We start from the raw sequence: 16,048 nt of genomic DNA on the forward strand, positions 1-16,048 counted from the left end.
GGTTAACTTGGGTCTTGCCCGATCTACGGGGAATATCGCAGAGTTTTCGTCATAAGCGAAGAGTGAACCGCTTATTTTTATGACGTAACTCTACTTGCCGCCCGGCCGCACTGCTTTCGACGAGGATTACCCCTTTGCAGGCTGTCGGGCACCGCAAGCTCCGCGTTACGGCACGCTCAGGTGCCCCCCAGCACCGTCCCAATTCGTGCCGCAGCGTTTGGTCCTCTTGTGTGGTTCTCCCCCACACCAGAGGACCTGCGGGCTTCGCCGTACCGGCAAACCAATCTAATGCCACCTGTTCCGTGCCTGACGGCTCGGGGCCGGACCAAAACTGCTGACATTCATGCTGCCAAGGAGCCAGAGCCCCATGTATCAACACCCCGGCGTCTACATCGAACACGTCCCCTCAAATGCGTTGGCCATAGAAGCGGCCTCGACCTCCGTCACAGCCTTTATCGGTCATGTGCGGCGCGGCGCGCCCGTGACCAAATCCGGCGGCACGCCCACCTTCATCACCTCGCCGTCTCAATACACCACGCTGTTTGGACCTGGTGACGGATCGGCAGGCGGGGTGAAGAACCTTGCGGCAGACAAAGTGGATTACTTCGGGTTGGCGGTGAACGCCTATTTCGCCAATGGCGGCACCAAGGCCTATATCGTTCCGGTCCAAGGGTCGGGTGGCACCAAAGCCTCCGCTCAACTGAAGATATCCGGCGCGACGGACCCGAAATCGGTGGCGGTCACCGCCAAGGACAACGGCACATGGGCTAACGATCTCATGGTGACGATGTCCAGCGACAAGGACGCCAAGACCTTCTCCATCACCGTTGGAACATGGGCCGCCCAGCCCGATGGGACCAAAAAACTTGATCAGGTCATCGAGAGCTTTACCGGCCTTGAGTGGGAAGTTGGCGACGGAACTGCCGCCGCAAAGCTGAAAGCCGCGACCGATCTGGCAACCGAAACCATCAAGAAGGGCTCTACCCTGATTGAGGTCGCGTTCGGTGCCGATGTCGACATGCCTTCATCTGACAAAGAGGTGAGCGACATCACCACAAGCGGTGCAGACACCGCAGCCCCCGCAAAGGCGCAATATACCGAAGCACTGGGACAGCTTGAGGATTACCGTGATGTCTCCATCATCGTGCTGCCTGATGTAAAACCCGATACCGCCGGCAAGGTCATCTATCAGGAAGCCATCGGCCATTCCGAAAAGATGCAAAACCGGATGGTCATCGTCGATCCGGGCGACGCGGCGATCACCACACCCAAGGAAGCCAAGGACGCGGTTTTCACCAACTCGCCCTATGCCGCGCTGTATTACCCGCGCGTCAATATCGGCAACCCGCATTTCGACGCGGAGCTTGCCCCTGACCAACCCCGCAGCTTCCCCGTTGGCCCTGCTGCCGTGGCCGCAGGCATGTGGGCGCGGATTGATGGCACCCGCGGCGTCTGGAAAGCCCCCGCAGGTCTGGAGGCCGGTGTGCGTGGCACGTTCGGCCCCGAACGGCTGATCGGCAATGGCGTGCAGGACAACCTCAACGAATGGGGTGTGAACTGCCTGCGCTCCATCACCGGCCCGACGGTCATTTGGGGTGCACGCACCACCGCGACGAAGGCCAAACCGCAATACCGGTATATCTCGGTCCGACGGACGCAAAACATGATCGGTGAAAGCCTCTACAATGCCTTGCAGGCCGTGGTGTTCGAGCCGAACGATCACAAGCTTTGGGGCGGATTACGCGCCTCGGTCGGCAACTTCATGGATGGGCTGCACCGCTCTGGCGCCTTTCAGGGCGAAAAAGCCAGCGACGCCTATTTCGTCAATTGCGGCTTGGGCTCCACCATGACGCAAGGCGACATTGATGCAGGTATCGTGCGGGTTGCCGTAGGGTTCGCGCCGTTGAAACCCGCCGAGTTTGTCGTTGTCCAGATCAGCCAGAAAGTCGGGCAGACGGCTTAGGGCCGACAGCGTGAACTTTCAGACCTAAAGCATTTCCGAAAAAGGATTTTATCCAATGCCAGCCCCTATGTTTCCTGCCAATGCCCACCGCTATGACCCTTACCGGACCTTCAAGTTCCAAGTTGTGATCGGTGGTAAAACCATCGCAGGCTTGTCGAAGATGGGCGCCCTGAAAAAGACCACCGAGGTGGTCAACTGGCGCGCTGCCGGTGATCCCAGCTACCAACGCGCCATGCCCGGCGGCACCAAGTTCGAGAACGTCACGCTGGAGCAAGGCCTCAGCCATGACCCCGCGTTCGAAGAATGGGCCAATTCCGTCAACAACGTGGCCGATGGTGACGCAGGCATGAGCCTTCTGAACTTCCGCCGCGACGTGGTGATCAATGTGCTGAACCTGCAAGGCACACCGGCCATTTCCTATGTGCTTCGTCGGGCCTTCGTAACCGAATACCAAGCCCTCCCTGAACTGGACTCAAACAGCATGAATGCCGTTGGAATTCAGTCTGTTACCCTCGCCTATGAAGGTTTCACCCGTGACGCCGCTGTGGCCGAGCCCGCAGAGTCCTAATGCCCGACCGCGCCCCAATTACCCTTGCCGTTGGCTTCCCAACAGCAACCCCCCGTGCCTTGACGGGGCGGGTCGAACTTGCTTTGGCCAGCGCCTTACGCCTGCCGACCCGCCCCGAGCAGGTGAGCGGCGTTTTGGGTGCGGTCTTTACAACCATCGGTGGCCTGCCAGTAACCAGTGATCTCGTCGACCGTCTGGCCACCGGTGCCCGTGCGTGGTGTCTCATCCGCGCGGCACTGTCCTTCCTGCCGGGCATGCGCTGGTTTCAGGCCAGCTGTACGTCCTGCGGGGAGGCTTATGATCTGTCCGTCTCGCTGGCCGACACCCCGCGCTCGGATATCCCGTCCGCGTTTCCGGTTGTCGAAGTCGACACCTCGCTTGGCCCGTGCCGCTTCGAGGTACCGAACGGGTCAACCGAGCGGGCCTTGGCCCGCGTCAAGAGCTCCGACGCCCCGCGGGTTCTGGCGGCAACCTGTGGACTGGGGCCGGATGCGGTGACCCAAGCCGAGCAATTCACCGCGTCCGATCTGGCATTGATCGACGCGCAGCTGGACGCCGCAACACCGGATATTCCTGACACGCTCACCACCCTCTGCCCCACCTGCGAGGCCGAAACGACGGCCCGGATTGACCCGCTCAGCTTCGCTTTTCCGGACGCGACAGCGGTGCTGCGCCATGTCCATTCCTTGGCCTCGGCCTATCATTGGAGCGAGGACGCGATCCTTGATCTGCCCACAGGCCGACGCAAAGCCTACGCCAGTCTGATAGCCGAAGGGGCGCGCCGATGAGCCTGTTGACCCGCCTTCTGCCCCGTGCGGGTCATAACACCAGTGCTTTGGCGCGGCCCAAAGGCATCGCCCGTCAACGCGATCCTGCCGGATTGGCGCACCCCTTGAGCAGGACGGACGACGAAGAGGCGCAACCTTTGCGACGTACCGACGAAGGCGACGAGGCCAGCCCGTTACATCGCGCTCCACATGCTCCGTTGCAGCGAACGGAGGAAGAGGAGCCCGCTCAGCCGTTGCACCGCACGAAGGACGAGGACGCGCAACCGCTGCACCGCGCGCCGGAGGACGAGGCGCAAGCCCTGCATCGCAAAGTTGAAGATGAGGCGCAGCCCCTTCACCGCCTTGAGGAGGAAGAGGCAGCGCAACCGCTCCACCGCGCAGAGGATTTGGAGGAAGCGCAACCGCTGCACAGAACTCAGGATGAAGAGGTGCAACCGTTGCACCGCACGCAGGCCGCGCGCGCAGCGCAGGACGATATGCAACCCCTGCACCGCGCGGAGGAAGACGACGCGCAACCCCTGCGCCGCATGGAAGAAGAGGCGCAGCCACTTGCCCGCATGTCGCCGCCGGATGACCAGCAGCTATCGGCGCAGAACAGCCCGAAGCCTGCCGCGCTTTCCAGCATGGATGACCAGCCACCCGCGATGACGTTGCGCCGCGAGCAAGCAGCGAGCGCACCGATGGGCGCTTCCACCGCGACACCGGTCGCACCGCCCATGACCGAAGCCGGACCCTTGCCGCAGGCTGAGCCGGCCATCGCGCAATTCGATCAGGTCGAGCCAAGCTCCACAGAGCCGGACCCGCAGCCTCCTGCCCGATTTGACCCACCACAGCAGTCACTGCTCGCAGCCGAAGGCCCCGCCAAGGTGGTCATAGATCAGGTCGACGTGGTCATCCACGAACCCGCCCGCGCATCAGCGCCCGCAGCCCCCATGGCGGACCTCTCCGCGATGGCGCGCCGCCGCTATCTAGGGGGGGTCTGAGATGGCGATTGACGCAAGTTCCCTCTCCGTCGCCATGCAGGGCTTTGCAGATCATTTGGCGGCGAACTTCACGCAGGATGTGACCGTCACCGTCGAAAGCCCAAGCGCGGCGGCGGACCAGGCCAAAGGGTCGGACAAAGCCGTCCTTAACGTCTTTTGCTACCGGATTTCACCGTCTGGCATCCATCCCGATCTGTCCCCGAACGAGCCGACATTCATCCGCGCCCATGTGCTGCTGACCGCCTTTTCCAACGCCACTGATGCGGCGATCAAGGACAAGGACTTACGGGTGCTTGGCCATGCGGTGCGCGTGCTGCAATCGCAGCCCGTGATCCCGACCATCCTGCCCGGTGGTGTTCCGGCCCCCGAGGTCAGCCAGTACCGCCTTCAAGCCGTGCTGCAAGCCACCGAGATGGAGGAGATGAACCATATCTGGTCCATCCAAGGCAGTGAAATCTCTTACCGTTTATCAGTGGCTTACGAGCTGGCCCTCATCCCGGTTGAGCCACTGGCCTACCTGACACCGCCATCCCCTGTGCAAAGCGTGGTTCTGGATCTGGGCGCGGACGTTTTGCCCGACGCTGAAATCGGCGCAACCCCCATCGCTATCACCGCACCGGATGCGCCTGTGAACTGGCTTCCGTTCTCGATGATCCGCTCCGGCGACGCGCTAAGCTCCGATGTCACCGTCCCAGCCGGCGCGGCACAGGTGCAACTCGCCATCGCCGGCCCTGAGGGCGAGGCCGTTCAAGTCACAGTGGCTTGGACCCGCGCCGACGGAACGCCCCAGTCGCAAGCGGCCCAAGCTGCGAGCGCTGCGGCCATGGCCCTCGACCTAGACACACCGACCGCAGCGGTGGCACTCGACAGTGCGGCCAGCGGCGACGTGGCAACGCTTATCGTGCGGCCTGACGGGGCGGACATGCCCGCAGGAAACACAGTTCGGGTGGTGGTGACATGAATATCGAAGCCCCGACCCCCGCAACCGCCGAATTGCTGTCCTCCGCCATGGATCTGGAATGGGCACGGCTGCACGACATGCTGTCATTGGCTGAAGCCATGCGCACGGGTGCCGCCCTTGATGACGACTTCGCAGACCGCTTCGCCGCCCTGTCCACCAGCGTCTCCGAAACCCGCGCGGCGGGCAGCTGGCAAGGGCTCAGCGCGATGATTTCCGGCGATGTGCTGGAGCAACTGACGCCGCAAGACCTGGACCTGATGGCCTTGGCTTTGGCCCCCGTGGCCCGTCCCGCCTTCGCCCCGCGCATCCAGTCCTTGCAGCCCCAGCTTGGCACACCTTGGCCCGGCTTGGCCTTTGTTCAAGAGCTGCTGATGCTGGAAACCAGCGACGAGATCGCCGCATTGATCGCCCGTCTGACCCCCACATCGCCTTTGGTGGCATCCGGATTGCTGAAAATCGAAGGCACGACACCGTCCCAGACCCTGCGCCCCGGCCCCGTTTTGATCAGAGCGATGCTGGATCGCGACCCTGAACTGTCCCCCCCGCCCGGCGCGTCCCTTTCGACCTTGCGCGGCGCATGGGATCAACTGGTGCTGCCCGCCCCGACCCTACGCCAGCTCCGCGAGTTCGGCGCTTGGGTGGAACACCGCCACGCCATGACCCGCGATTGGGGTGCGCGCGCTGTGCATGGCCCGCTGGCGCTGTTCTCGGGCGCGTCCGGTACTGGCAAAAGTTTCGCGGCAACCGTGCTGGCAACGGAGCTGGGCGAGCGAACGGGAGAGCCTTGGGCACTCTACAGCCTCGATCTGGGGCGGATCATGTCGAAATATGTCGGCGAGACCGAAAAGAACCTCAACGCGCTTTTGGACAGCCTGGAGGGCCGCAACGCCATCCTGCAAATCGACGAGGCGGACGGGCTTCTGGGCAAGCGTGGCGAGGTTAGCGATGCCCGTGACCGTTACGCAAATCTTGAGGTCAGCCACATGCTGGCGCGGTTCGAGCGGCATTCCGGTCCCGTGATCCTGACCACCAACCTGCGGGCCAACGTAGACCCCGCCTTCCTGCGCCGCTTCCAACTGGTTGTGGATTTCCCGACGCCCGACGACGCAGCGCGCGCTGCCTTGTGGAAGGTGCTTCTGCCCCCCAAAGCGCCGCTCGCGACGCGGGTCAAGTTGGACTCCCTTGGCGCGGCGGTCCGTTTGTCCGGCGGCTCCATCGCCAATGCGGCGACCTATGCCGCCGTGCTGGCCTATGCAGACACTGGCACCATCGACTTGCCACATATTGCCCGCGCGATCTGGGCCGAACTGACCAAAGACACAAGGCAAGTTCGCCCATCTGAAATCGGATATCTTGCTGATTATCTAAAGGTTACGACATGAAGCTAAAGCGCCTCACTGTGAAACTTCCTGCCTCGATGGCTGCGACCGCGTCCCATGACGCCCGCGCCATTGCCGAAGCCGTGGGCCAAGCCTTGGCCAAGGGCGCACAACCCAATGGCCCGATCACAATCCAAAGCCACGGGCAAAGGGGCGCGGTTCTGGCCAGTCAGGTCACCTCCGGCTTGAAAGGCGGGCGCAATGGCGGTTGAGACCAAAGGAATGCTGTTCGAATACGGGCTGACGATCCCGCCGCTGGCGCTGGTCTTCAAGTTCAACCCGCAAGAAATCAGCCGTTCGCGCACTGTTACGGTCAAAACCGGCGATGCGCCGGGGTCGCGCGGTGGCTATGACTTCCTGTCGCCGCTGGAAACCTCCCGCGTCGCGCAAGGCGTTGAAATGCAGGCGGAAAGCTTCTCGGTCACCATCCTGCTGGATGCCACCGACGCGCTGAATGACGGGGACGCAATCGCCAAAACCTTTGGCGTACAGCCGCAGATTGACACGCTCCGCTCCATGGCGGAACCCAAAGCACAAGGTCCCGGCGGTGTGAAAGTGCTGGCCTCGCTCGGCCTGTCCGGCGCGCGGGCGTTCGAGCGGGATGAAACCGCCTCGGTGCTGGTATTCGCGTGGGGGATGCAACTGCTTCCGGTGTTCCTGACAGGCGTGACCCAAAAAGAGACGATGCACCTGCCCAACCTGATGCCCTACCGCGCCGAAATGGGGCTGACGATGCAAGTGATCGAAAGCGCCAACCCATTCTTCCTTGCCGACAAGGTGCGCCAGACCATTGGCACAGGGTTGAACCTCGCATCCGGATTGGGGGCCTAACGCGATGGCATTTTTCAAAGGCAGCTACTACGAAACCACCGCCCTGTTCGAGCCACCAGAGGATGGCACACGCGGCTTTCGCGGCGTGCGGGGGCGCGCAATCGCGAACCCCGAAGCGGTGCTGGAACATAGCGTCGCCGTGGGTGACCGTCTCGACCAGATGGCGCAAAATTACTACGCAAATCCAAGGGATTGGCGGCGGATGGCGGATTGCAACGCGGAGGTGATGTTCCCCGAAGATATGGTTTACGGGCCAGATGGCCACCCAGACAAGCCCGAAGTCGCAGCCGAGAAAACCGGCACCACGCTGCTTGTCCCGCGTCGGCGGGAGGTGCGTTGATGGGCTTGCTCGATCAACTCCTTGACCCCGGTTTCCGGCAGGCCGCATCGGTGGAAATACTGGTCGGCTCTGCCAAGACGGATATCGGCTCGCTCGCCGCACTGGTCTCCTCCATTGAGGTCCGTGCAGCGCGCATGGAAGCAGCCAGTGCGTCGATCACCATCGACGACCGCCGCGACACCAATGGCGACTACATGGCCGCCGATGCGGGGCTGTTTGCGCGGTGGGAAACCATTGTCATCAATGCCGACTTCCAGACCCATATCGACGAAGTGTTTCGCGGCTACATCATGGAATTGAAGCCCAGCTACCCGCAAAATGGCGGCGAGGCGAAGCTGGTGATCGAGTGCCTCGACGACAGTGCAGCCCTGTCGCGCGAACATCAACGCAAGGTGTGGGGCGACGAGACCGCCCCCATGACCGACCGCGCCATTGTGGAGGAGTTGATCAAACCCCTGCCCTTGAAGCTTCTCGACGGGCCGGACGGGGCAAGCGCCCGCGCGCTTACGCAAGATTCCACCCCGATTGCCTTGCTGCAAGACCGCGCCAAGGCCAACGGGTTCGAGATGATCTTCGAGCGCGGCGAGGTCTATTTCGGCCCCAAACGGCTGGAGGCAGACCCGCAAGCACCGATCATGGTCTATGCGGGAAGCGCTACGAATTGCCTGAATTTCGCTGTCTCCGACGAGGCCAACAAACCCGATGTCGTGGCATGGGAAAAAGCCCCTGCGACGGATGGCGCGGAAGCGGTGACCGGCGAAGCCGTGGCCGACCTGCCCTTGCTGGGCAAATACCCCGCCGCATCGGAGGGCGCAGGGCTAGGCACGCCCGCCATTGCCCGCATCAAGGGCGAAGGCGACGAAACTGTCGACGAGATCGAAGCCCGCGCCCAAGGCATGGTCAACGAGGCCAGCTTTCGCATCAGAGCCAATGGCGAGCTGGACGGCACGCTTTACGGCCATGTCCTGCGGGTTGGCGGCACGGTGACCGTCGACGGCGTGGGGTCACGCAATGGTGGCGTCTACTACGTGGATACGGTCACGCACCAGTTCTCCCCCGACGGCTATCGCCAGCAATTCCAACTGATCCGCAACGCCGTGGGTGAAACCGAAGCCGTGGGCGCGGCACCGCTATCGCCAGTCCTGTCCGCCATCCAAAACCTGTTCTGAGGAGGCCGAAATGTCCGAAATCTTCCAAGCCCTCGAGAGCACGATCCGCAAGCAACAGCGCAGCTATTTCGGCAAGTACCGCGCTTTTGTGGCCGATGTGGAAGACCCCGACCTGCGCGGCCGCTGCAAGCTGGTGATCCCGTCCGTTCTGGGCACCGAGACCTCGGACTGGGCCTTGCCCGTTGTCCCGTATGGTGGCGGCGAAGGGTTCGGGATGCTCGCCGTGCCGCCAGTGGGATCGCAGGTCGTGGCGGAGTTTTTGGAAGGCGACGCCGCCAGCCCGATGTGGACCGGCACGTTCTGGCGCACAGGTGGTGAAGTGCCTGAAGAATATGCCGACCAAGCGGTGAAGCTGATCAAGACCGAAAGTGGCCATGTGCTGTCGCTCGACGACACTGACGGCACCGAGGTGTTAACCCTGAAATCCGCCGCTGATGCCTCGATGGTATTGGATCAGGACGGCTCCATGATCCTGACCGATGCGGCGGGTGCGACGGTGACGTTGGACGCGGCGGGTGGTGAATTGACGGTCGCGGATGGCAACGGGAACGAGCTGGTCATGACCTCCTCCGGCATCACCTGCACGGATGCGAATGGCAATGAAATCAGCATGTCAGGCAGCGGCGTTGAAGTGAAATCCTCCGCCACTGTGAATATCGAAGGCTCCATGGTGACGGTCGCCGGATCGGGCGGGGAGCCTTTGATCAAGGGCTCCACATTCCTGTCGCTGTTCAACGCGCACACCCATAACGCGACCTCCATCGGCGCACCGACCTCGCCGCCGCTGGTCCCTCTCACCCCGTCCGTTTTAACCACGAAAAGCACGGCAAGCTAATGTCCCAATATGAAAGCACCCTACCGCGTGTCGGCTACATGGCCTTCCCCTTTCGCATCACGGAAAACGGGGCCGCACAGGTCGCAAGGTTCGACCATATCCGCCAGCAGGTGGAGCAGGTTCTGTTCACCTCGCCGGGCGAGCGGGTGTTCCGCCCCGAATACGGCTTCGGCGCACGCCAGCATGTGTTCGAGCCGAACGCCGTGGGCTTGTGGGAACTGGCCCAAAACCGTCTTTACGGCGCGTTGTCGGAAGCGCTGGCCGGAGAGGTTGACCCGAAAACCATCCGCGTCGATATCGGCGCGCCACCGGACCAGCCCGAGGTGTTGATGGTCCAGATCAGCTACACCATCGCGGCGCTTGCCCGCGAAGAAACCCATAGATTTGAGGTGACGTGATGGCGGACCTTGCCGCAGCCAAACTGATTTTCGACGGAACCTGCCCCGATTGCGGAACCCGCGAACAGGTGTTGCCGCTGCCCATTCCCGGCGTGGAGGATGATTTCGACTGGAAAGTCCGCGACTATGATAGCTTCCGGCTGTTTATGATGCAGGAACTGGCGTCGCGCTACCCCGACCGTCGCCGCTGGACCCCTGCCGATATGGAGGTGGTGCTTGTCGAGCTGCTGTCCGCCGCGTTGGACCGCGCCTCACACGCATTGGACCGCGTGCAGGCCGAGCGGTTCCTGGACACCGCCCGCCGCCCAGGCTCCGTGCGCAGGTTGCTGGTGATGATTGGCTGGCAACCCGATGACGCCGAACTGGCAGAAGCACATCGCCTTTACCGCCCCGCGAACGCAGACCCCACCGACGCGCAAGCGTTGGAGCAGTACTGGCTGCGGGTGCCGTCCGCGATGGAGCGTGCGCGCCAAGACGGTCCCAGCCAGATCGCAGCGCAACACCGGATGGTCACCTTGGACGACCACAGCGCGACCGTGCAAAGCCACCCGCTGGTGGCGCTGGCACAAGCGCGGCTGGTTTGGTCGGGGGCGTGGAACTCGATCCTGATCGCCACCTTGCTGGAGGACGATTTGCCGATGGATGCGCCCCTGCATGACGGGGCTGCGAACGCACCCCGTCCCAACTGCCTGCGTGCGGAGCTTTGGGAGCAGATCGTGACATTCCACTCCAACCGCAATCTGGCCCTGCCCCCAATCGGACCTAAACTCACGGGCCGGACCATCCTGCGCGTGTTGATCGACGCCTACCGGATGATTGGCTCCGAGGTGTTCTTGGAACCTGCCCGCGCAGCGCCGATCAACGTCACCCTGTCCGTGCGTGCAAAACCCGGCTTCTTCCGCTCCGAATTGCGCCAAGCGGTTGCCGAAGTCTTCACCTCCGACCAGGGCGGTTTCTTCGAGCCGGGTCGCTTGGGGTTTGGCGAGGCGCTTTATGCCTCCGACATCATCGAGGCCGCAATGCAGATCGAAGGCGTGGCCGTGGCCTGCCTGAACCGCTTCCGCCGTGTCGGGCGCAGCTTCGAGGATCGCAGCGCCGAAGGCTTCATCGCCGTCGATCCAGACACCTATTTGCTGTGTGCCGGCGACGCGCATGCCCCAGAACGCGGTGCGTTCCGCATCACCGTCCAAGGAGGGGAAACCGGATGAGCCACCTGATGCCCACCGACCTGACCCGCTGGAACCGCGCTGGCATGAGCCGGTTCGACTATGTCGACGGCGACGCCGCCATCTGGCTGGAACGCCTGCGCGAGATTTTGACGGGGCTTTACGCCAAAGGCGTTCCGGTCGAGATGCGCCAGCCCGAGGCCTTGCGCGATCTGTTCCTGACCGAAACCTCCGATCTGGCGCGCTCGGAGGTCGATGTTGATGCCTTGCGCAGTGCGCTCGTCTGGCAACGGTTGGCGCAAGCCTTGCCACCCACTACCGAGGATGGCGTAAAACTGGAAAGCCGCGGCCAGCGCGGGCTGCGTATTCGGGCGCAATATGAAGCCGGAAGCGACGGCGACTACGCCTGGGACATTTTGCGCGCCTTCGCGCGGGCCAGCCATGTCACGCTGGGCCATCTGAACGCCTATGCCAACGAAGGCTATCTGCGCACCGCCACGCAATGGGACAACCTGCGCCGTCTGGCCGCCTTGGTGAACTACCAACCAACGCCCGCCGCCTCTGCCAGCACGCTGGTCGCGTTGGAGTTGAAGCCCGACGCTGACAGCACCGAAATCGCCGCAGGACTGGCCATGAAGCACACGCCCGCCACGGGAAAGCCGCTGATCTTCGAAACCCTCTCCAAACTGCTTGCGCATCCCGACCTGAATGCCGCCCGCGTGGTCGGTTGGGACGTGAACACCACACCCCTGCCCGCGCAGAACGCCGACTGGCTTAACCCCGACGCGGACGCGATCAGCCCCGGAGAGCTGGCAATCGTCGCGGGTCATGGCAGGGGTCAGGTGGTAACCCTCTCAGATGTCAGTGACCAAAGCGATGACAGCGTGCTGACGCTGACCTTCGCGCAAGGCTTGGCGCGCCGCCCGGAGACGTCGCGGGCGATGCTTTGGCGCGATCCGGCGGATGTGCTGCGCGCCTTGCCCCGCAGCACGGAAGACACCAGCGTCGTCGAATTAGAGCGTCCAAACGCCTTGCAGAAAAGCGACCTTGTGGAGCTGCGCGACGGGAATGCCTCGCGCATCCTGCGCGTCGTGGACCGTAATGAAAGCCGCGTGACCCTAGCGATACCCAAGGACATGGAGCTGCCTGACGCGTTCGAGCTGGTCCCGCTGACACCGCTGGCCAGCGTCAAGCCGGGAGTGTTTCAAAGTCCGACCCCGAAGATCGACCGCGTCTTCTATATCAATGGCGGTGACGTGGTGGCACAGGTCTGGGGCGACGACACGGACGATCTGGAAGGGCTAGAGATTATCCGTGAGGGCGTGGGCGAGGTCCGTTCGGACAAAAGCGGTGCACCGCTCGTGGGCTACACCTTCAAACCGCCCCATAGCCCCGATGTCGTCTACATGCGATTGCAGGGCGAAAAATCCGTATCGGCCAAAGTGGTGAAAGATCCGAAAGTGACGGGCGAAGACAGCGCGCGCGTCGCGTCGTTTCAAGGGGCCTTGCCCAAGGGTTTGAGCCGTGGCGTATATTTTATTCGCCGCAATCGCCGCGACGGGGCGATGCAAGCGCTGCGCGTGCGCGGATTACGTCAGGACAAGGGGCAGTTCCACGTCGAGTTCGACGCGAACATCCCTGCCCCGCACCAATCCGAGTTCATCGGCCCGCTGCGCAAGTCCCTGCACCCCGACGGCCATGACTACAACCCTGCGCCTTTTGGTAATCTTGCTCTGCTCACGCTCGAAAGCATCTCCGACGCGGCGTTGGACATTTTGCGCCCCGGCCGTCCGCTTATCATCAGTGATGCCGTGACCGACGTGCAGGCCAGCCTTGCCACGATCAAGCCGCTGGGCAGCGGGCGCGTGGAAATCAGTCTGGAAATTGCAGGCTCCATCGCGCCGATGACCCGTGGTGATACTGTGTTCCAACTGAACGCGATCACTGCGGGTCATGGTGAAAGCAAAGGGCCAAAGACGCTGGGCTCCGGCGATGGCGAACAGATGCGCCAAAGCTTTCTGCTGCAACTCGCCGATATCAGCCACATCGCATCCCCCGTGCCCGAAAGCGGCGTCATGCCCGCCTTGGATGTCGCCGTGGAGGGCGAGGTTTGGCCTTATGCGGATTACATCAATCCGGCAGCTGACGGGACCCGCAGTTGGTCCTCCACCTTGGGCGAGGACGGATTTCTGACCATCCATTTCCGCAGGCGTCTGCCAACCGGCAGCAACAACGTCACCTTGTTGCGGCACCGTGTCGGAACCGGTGCGCGCGGGTCCGGAATGCCGCCCTTTTCCTTGGTCGAGCCCTCGAAGAAGCACGCCGCCGTGAAGGCGGTTTATCAGCCCTTCGCGTCCTCGGGCGGTGCCGACCGCGAGCCGGTGGAAAGCCTGCGCACCTCCGCCCCTGCGCGTCTGTCGTCAAACGGGCGCGCGGTCTCCCTGCGCGACACTGAAATGCTGTGCAACCGCCATGCCGCCATCTGGCGTGCCCGTGCGCATGAAGTGGCCACGGCGCGGCGCACCCGTCTGGTGCGGCTCCATGTCGTGCCCGCAGGCGGTGCAGAGTTGAACGAACAGCTCAAACTGGACCTGCAAGAGGCGCTTGGCGGTCGGGTCTTGCCCGGGGTCACGCTGGCGTTTGAACCTTACACACCGCTATACTTGCGTATCTGGGCCGACATTCGCGCCGATCTCACCTCCTATGACGCCACGGACATTGCAGGTGCGTGTGATGCCGCCCTGCGTTCCCGTTTCGCGTTGAAACAGCGCGACTTTGGCCAGCCTGCCTATATCTCCGAGGCGATTGCCGCGCTCGAAGCCGTCCCCGGTGTCGCCACAAGCATCGTCACCCGTTTCGATTACGGCCCGAACACGCCCCGCGACCTGCCGCGCGTGATGGTGCGTGACGACCAGATCGTCACGATCTTTCCACGCGCCAACGAGGTGGCCCATATCGGCGAAAACTCCGCCGCGGCGACCCTCTCCGGCGCACCTTCGATTTCCGTAAATGTGCGAGGCCTCCATGACTGAGAACATCAATGACCTCCGCTCACGGGCCGGACGCATCCTCTATCGCGAGTTGCCCGAAGAATACCGGTATCGCGACACTGGTACCGAAGGCGATTTCGGCGATCTGGAAGCGATGTTGCACGGCTTTGGCCACCTGCTCGACCAGATCCGCATGACAACCGAACAAGCCCATGCCGACAGCTTTGCCGAACCCTTGGATGACGGGCGAGCAATCCAGCCATGGGTTGTGCCCTATCTGGCGGAGCTTTTGGGCGCAGAGTTGACAGCACCCGACCCTGTGGCGCGCGCCGACGAGCTGAACAACTCCGTCGCGTGGTTCAAATCGAAAGGAACGCTGTCGTCCATTGACAATATTGGCGATGTGGTGGCCCGCACCGAAACCGTTGCCAAAGAAGGCTGGCGCATGACCGCGCAGACGCCGCGCATGGATTTACCGCCGTTCACGCAACACCCCGACGCGGCGCAGCCGTCCAACGTCGTCACGCCGGATTTCCGCAAACTTGACCGCGCGGTCGTGGATGAGGGCGGATCGAACCCGCTCCACCGGCTCAAGGCCGACCGCCACGACCCCGATGCGCGCGACAGTTACTGGCGCCCGCTGGCACCGAACGGTGTCTCGTGCTTTCCGCGCGCCTATGATGACAGCACCGCGCGCAGCCCTGACTTGCGTGATCCAGACCGCGTGCGCCGCATCGGCCCACACCCGCGCCGCACCTTGATCCATGTGCGCCCGCCGCAGGGGATATTCCACAAAGCGTTGCCAGAGGTGGTTTTGGGGCAGAAGAAGCTCAACGCATTGCTCAGGGAAGGTTCTGTCGTGCGGGCGGAGGACCTGTTGCCCATGGCGCAATTGGGCGACGGCATCACCGGCCCTGCTGTCATTGCCAAGACACCCGCCAAGCTGAACCTTCCGAACCGCGCGGTGACATTCGAAGGCATCCGCTTTGTCAGCGACAAGGGCGACGTCACGCTCAAGGGCGCGGCCAATACCAATGTGACGTTCATTGATTGCGCCGCGCACACGGTGCAATTGGCGCTTCCCAAGGTGCGGGGCGTGAGTTTTCGCGCGGTCAATTCGGTATTCGAGTTGATCCTCGCTGACGGGCGTCACGGGCAGATGGAATACTGCACCGTCATGGAAGGCGCTGATTTTGCGCGGCTGGATGCGTCGGACTGCCTGTTCGTCTCGCTCGCCGATACGCTGATCTGCGCCGATGCGGAAACTCCGCCCAGTTGCATCCGCTATTCGCGGTTTGCCCAACGCGATGAAGGCCGCAAAAAGTCGCGGCGTTGTCTGGATGCGCGCGGTGGGTCGAACACCACCGCCCTGCCGCAGTTCATCGATCGCTGGCACATGGACGACAAGGACTGCGTCAAACGCATCGCCCGCTATGGCGAGGCCGGATACGCCGTGCTCGACACCGACACCACCGCCGCCATCACCACTGGCGCGGAGGATGAGGGCGAGATGGGCGCGGGCCACGGTCTGTACCACGCCGCCAGTCTGCGCGCGCTCAAGAACAAGCTCGAACAATTCCTGCCGCTCGGGCAGGAGATCGCCATTTTTTACGACCCCATGCTGGCCCTGAGTCCACCCATTTCGGGCTCCGCCGACAGCGACATATAGAGAGGGAT

At 63.0% G+C, this 16,048-nt stretch carries 15 protein-coding genes; all 15 read left to right on the forward strand.

The window, feature by feature from the left end; genetic code table 11:
* Positions 1 to 367 precede the first annotated feature (367 nt).
* The 15 genes from BUB72_RS00375 to BUB72_RS00445 are packed head-to-tail and all read left to right on the forward strand — an operon-like array spanning position 368 to position 16,040.
* On the forward strand, positions 368 to 1,963 hold the full coding sequence (locus BUB72_RS00375; protein WP_073138741.1) for a phage tail sheath family protein: 1,596 nt from the start codon (positions 368 to 370) through the stop codon (positions 1,961 to 1,963).
* A 55-nt stretch (positions 1,964 to 2,018) separates the two neighbouring features.
* Entirely contained in the window at positions 2,019 to 2,531 is a 513-nt protein-coding gene (locus tag BUB72_RS00380; protein ID WP_073138745.1) for a phage tail protein, read from the forward strand.
* Complete coding sequence (locus BUB72_RS00385) at positions 2,531 to 3,319, forward strand: hypothetical protein (RefSeq protein ID WP_073138748.1); 789 nt, start codon at positions 2,531 to 2,533, stop codon at positions 3,317 to 3,319. Before BUB72_RS00380 ends, BUB72_RS00385 begins: the two co-directional genes overlap by 1 nt.
* Entirely contained in the window at positions 3,316 to 4,302 is a 987-nt protein-coding gene (locus BUB72_RS00390; RefSeq protein WP_073138752.1) for a hypothetical protein, read from the forward strand. The genes BUB72_RS00385 and BUB72_RS00390 overlap by 4 nt, the downstream gene beginning before the upstream one ends.
* A gap of 1 nt (position 4,303) precedes the next feature.
* Positions 4,304 to 5,263 carry a Pvc16 family protein gene (locus BUB72_RS00395; protein WP_073138755.1) on the forward strand — a complete coding sequence of 320 codons (960 nt, stop codon included), beginning with the start codon at positions 4,304 to 4,306 and terminating at the stop codon, positions 5,261 to 5,263.
* Positions 5,260 to 6,645 carry an ATP-binding protein gene (locus BUB72_RS00400; protein ID WP_073138760.1) on the forward strand — a complete coding sequence of 462 codons (1,386 nt, stop codon included), beginning with the start codon at positions 5,260 to 5,262 and terminating at the stop codon, positions 6,643 to 6,645. The genes BUB72_RS00395 and BUB72_RS00400 overlap by 4 nt, the downstream gene beginning before the upstream one ends.
* Entirely contained in the window at positions 6,642 to 6,854 is a 213-nt protein-coding gene (locus BUB72_RS00405) for a hypothetical protein (RefSeq protein ID WP_073138763.1), read from the forward strand. Before BUB72_RS00400 ends, BUB72_RS00405 begins: the two co-directional genes overlap by 4 nt.
* Complete coding sequence (locus BUB72_RS00410; protein WP_073138766.1) at positions 6,844 to 7,473, forward strand: hypothetical protein; 630 nt, start codon at positions 6,844 to 6,846, stop codon at positions 7,471 to 7,473. The genes BUB72_RS00405 and BUB72_RS00410 overlap by 11 nt, the downstream gene beginning before the upstream one ends.
* Positions 7,474 to 7,477: 4 nt before the next feature.
* On the forward strand, positions 7,478 to 7,813 hold the full coding sequence (locus BUB72_RS00415; RefSeq protein WP_073138770.1) for a hypothetical protein: 336 nt from the start codon (positions 7,478 to 7,480) through the stop codon (positions 7,811 to 7,813).
* A complete protein-coding gene (locus tag BUB72_RS00420; protein WP_073138773.1) occupies positions 7,813 to 8,982 on the forward strand; it encodes a phage late control D family protein in 1,170 nt (389 codons plus the stop codon). The genes BUB72_RS00415 and BUB72_RS00420 overlap by 1 nt, the downstream gene beginning before the upstream one ends.
* A 10-nt stretch (positions 8,983 to 8,992) precedes the next feature.
* The gene (locus BUB72_RS00425) at positions 8,993 to 9,817 is read left to right on the forward strand and encodes a phage baseplate assembly protein V (protein WP_073138776.1); all 825 of its coding nucleotides are present in this window, start codon (positions 8,993 to 8,995) and stop codon (positions 9,815 to 9,817) included.
* The gene (locus tag BUB72_RS00430; RefSeq protein WP_073138780.1) at positions 9,817 to 10,215 is read left to right on the forward strand and encodes a GPW/gp25 family protein; all 399 of its coding nucleotides are present in this window, start codon (positions 9,817 to 9,819) and stop codon (positions 10,213 to 10,215) included. Before BUB72_RS00425 ends, BUB72_RS00430 begins: the two co-directional genes overlap by 1 nt.
* Entirely contained in the window at positions 10,215 to 11,423 is a 1,209-nt protein-coding gene (locus BUB72_RS00435) for a baseplate J/gp47 family protein (protein ID WP_073138784.1), read from the forward strand. The genes BUB72_RS00430 and BUB72_RS00435 overlap by 1 nt, the downstream gene beginning before the upstream one ends.
* Positions 11,420 to 14,413: a baseplate J/gp47 family protein gene (locus BUB72_RS00440; RefSeq protein WP_073138788.1), complete on the forward strand. Its 2,994-nt coding sequence runs from the start codon at positions 11,420 to 11,422 to the stop codon at positions 14,411 to 14,413. Before BUB72_RS00435 ends, BUB72_RS00440 begins: the two co-directional genes overlap by 4 nt.
* Positions 14,406 to 16,040, forward strand: a complete 1,635-nt coding sequence (locus BUB72_RS00445) for a hypothetical protein (RefSeq protein ID WP_073138791.1) — start codon at positions 14,406 to 14,408, stop codon at positions 16,038 to 16,040. Before BUB72_RS00440 ends, BUB72_RS00445 begins: the two co-directional genes overlap by 8 nt.
* Positions 16,041 to 16,048 lie beyond the last annotated feature (8 nt).

The sequence above is a fragment of the Litoreibacter ascidiaceicola genome (genome assembly GCF_900129235.1).
GTDB classification, from domain to species: Bacteria; Pseudomonadota; Alphaproteobacteria; order Rhodobacterales; family Rhodobacteraceae; genus Litoreibacter; species Litoreibacter ascidiaceicola.